Genomic DNA, 2,199 nt, shown 5'->3' with positions numbered 1-2,199 from the left:
GTGTATTATAAATATTTTATAAATCTTATTATTTATTTAAAATTTAATTAAAATTTTAAGTAAACTATTTATATTAATATATTAAAAAATATTACTATATACTGTATTTTTTATAATTTTTATTAATTCATTAATTTTAGTTATAAAAAATTTTACATATATTTTATTTAAATCATGAATTTTTAATAAATTTTATATTAAAACAAATTTTATTAAATTTCCTAAATTTTTTTTAAAAAAAGACTCTGATGGATAATATGTGTGGGATATTAGGATTATACGGTAAGTTTCAAGGTAATGATATTCTTTCAATGATGAAAATTATTGAAAAAAGAGGTACAGATGCTCATGGTATGTATCTAGAAAACAATGAAACAAAATTTTTTGATAATAATATTGATATGAATACATTTAATGATGATAATGAATATAAAGTAGGTTTTGGTCATAATTTACTTTCTATTTCTAATTTTTATAATGATGAAAATCTTTTGAATCTCCAACCTAGAAAATTAAATAATCTTATTTTATCATTTAATGGAGAAATATATAATTATAAAGAGGTTTTAGACTTCTTAAAATCTAACTTATATGATGGGGAAGCTCCAAAAAGTGATTGCGATCTTTTAATGCAACTTTTAAATTATTATTATAATAAAAATCAAGATCTTTTAGAAGCAGTCCAATATACAAATAAAATTATTGATGGGGATTATGTATATTCTATTTATGATGGTAAAAATATTGCTCTTTCAAGAGATTCAGTAGGTGTAAAACCATTATTTTATGGTAAAAATGATGTTATTAAAGGTTTTGCATCAGAAAGAAAAGCATTATGGGAAGTAGGAATTACTGATACAAAAACTCTTGAACCTGGTCATATTCTTTATAATTATGAAGATATAAAACCTAAATATTTAATATATGATTATGAATCAAATAAGAATCATAAATATGATACTTATGTAAAATATTTAGATGAATATATTAATGAATCAGTAAAAAATAGAATAGCTAATATTGATAATATTGGACTTCTATTTTCTGGTGGAGTAGATAGTACATTACTTTTATATTATATTTTAGACAATCTTGAAGATAATCAAAGTCTTAAATTATATACAGTAGGTAATGAGAATTCACAAGATCTTAAATTTGCAAGAAAAATTGCTGAAGATTTAGATTTAACATTACGTGAAACTATTATAACTGAAGATGTTGTACGTAAATATTTAGATGATACTTTACTTGCTATTGAGGAACTAAATTTAATGAAATTAGGTGTAGGTATGACTACTTATATTGCTACAAATATGGTTCATGATGATGGAATTAAAGTAGCTTTATCTGGTCAAGGTGCAGATGAATTATTTGCAGGTTATAAAAGATACCTTAATACATATGAAGAAGGTTATGTTGATACTGATGGTTTATTATATAAACGTTATAGGGCAGTGGAACATGAATTAAGACAAGATATTGCTCATATTCATGATGTAAATCTTGAACGTGATGATGCAACTAGTATGACTAATACTGTAGAATTACGTGTACCTTATCTTTCAGATAAAATAATTAAATGGGTATTAAATATTCCTGCTAAATATAAAATAAATGGTAGTGCTGATAATATTCGTAAAAATATTCTAAGAGAACTTGCAGTTAAAAAAGGTGTTCCTGAAGAGATTGCATATAGAAAGAAAAAAGCTGCTCAATATGGTTCTGGTATTGATAAGTTCTTAAGGAAAAAAATATTTAGAGAACTTAATATTAATAAATACTTTGATGAATTAATTAATTCATATATTAATGATTAGTTCTTTTAAGTTTTGATAAATTATATTAATAATTAATTTTTGATGAATTAGTAAGTTCATATGACTAATTCTTCTATTATCTATTTTTTTAGTATTATTGTTTAATTTTATTATTTTACTTATTTTTAGTTCTTATTTAATAGTTTTTAGCTATTTATTAAATATTATAAAATATTTTTATTGTATTATATGGTTTTATAAAAGCTATTTTAATAAAATATTAATTTACTTAAAAATCATAGTTTAATTTATAAAATTAGTTTTAATTTTATTTTACTTAATTTATAAAATTAAATAGCCTTAAACTTCTTTTTTAAATAAAAATTATATAAATTATAAAAAATAGCCTAAATTATAAAATCTATTTTAAATAAAAACTATA

Annotated in this window: 1 protein-coding gene; it reads left to right on the top strand. The window is 20.6% G+C overall.

Annotated features, from left to right (window positions below; all coding sequences use genetic code 11):
- Positions 1-257: 257 nt before the first annotated feature.
- On the top strand, positions 258-1,817 hold the full coding sequence (locus tag BGI41_RS07795; protein ID WP_158211978.1) for an asparagine synthase-related protein: 1,560 nt from the start codon (positions 258-260) through the stop codon (positions 1,815-1,817).
- Positions 1,818-2,199 lie beyond the last annotated feature (382 nt).

The sequence above is a fragment of the Methanobrevibacter sp. 87.7 genome, assembly GCF_002208625.1.
Classification (GTDB): Archaea; Methanobacteriota; Methanobacteria; order Methanobacteriales; family Methanobacteriaceae; genus Methanarmilla.
Note: the sequence above shows the minus strand (reverse complement) of the source record. Positions and strands in the feature narration are given on the sequence as shown.

Bases quoted from the DNA above. Each gene is read 5' to 3' on its own strand.
- BGI41_RS07795 (WP_158211978.1), top strand. From the start codon at position 258: ATGTGTGGGATATTAGGATTATACGGTAAGTTTCAAGGTAATGATATT.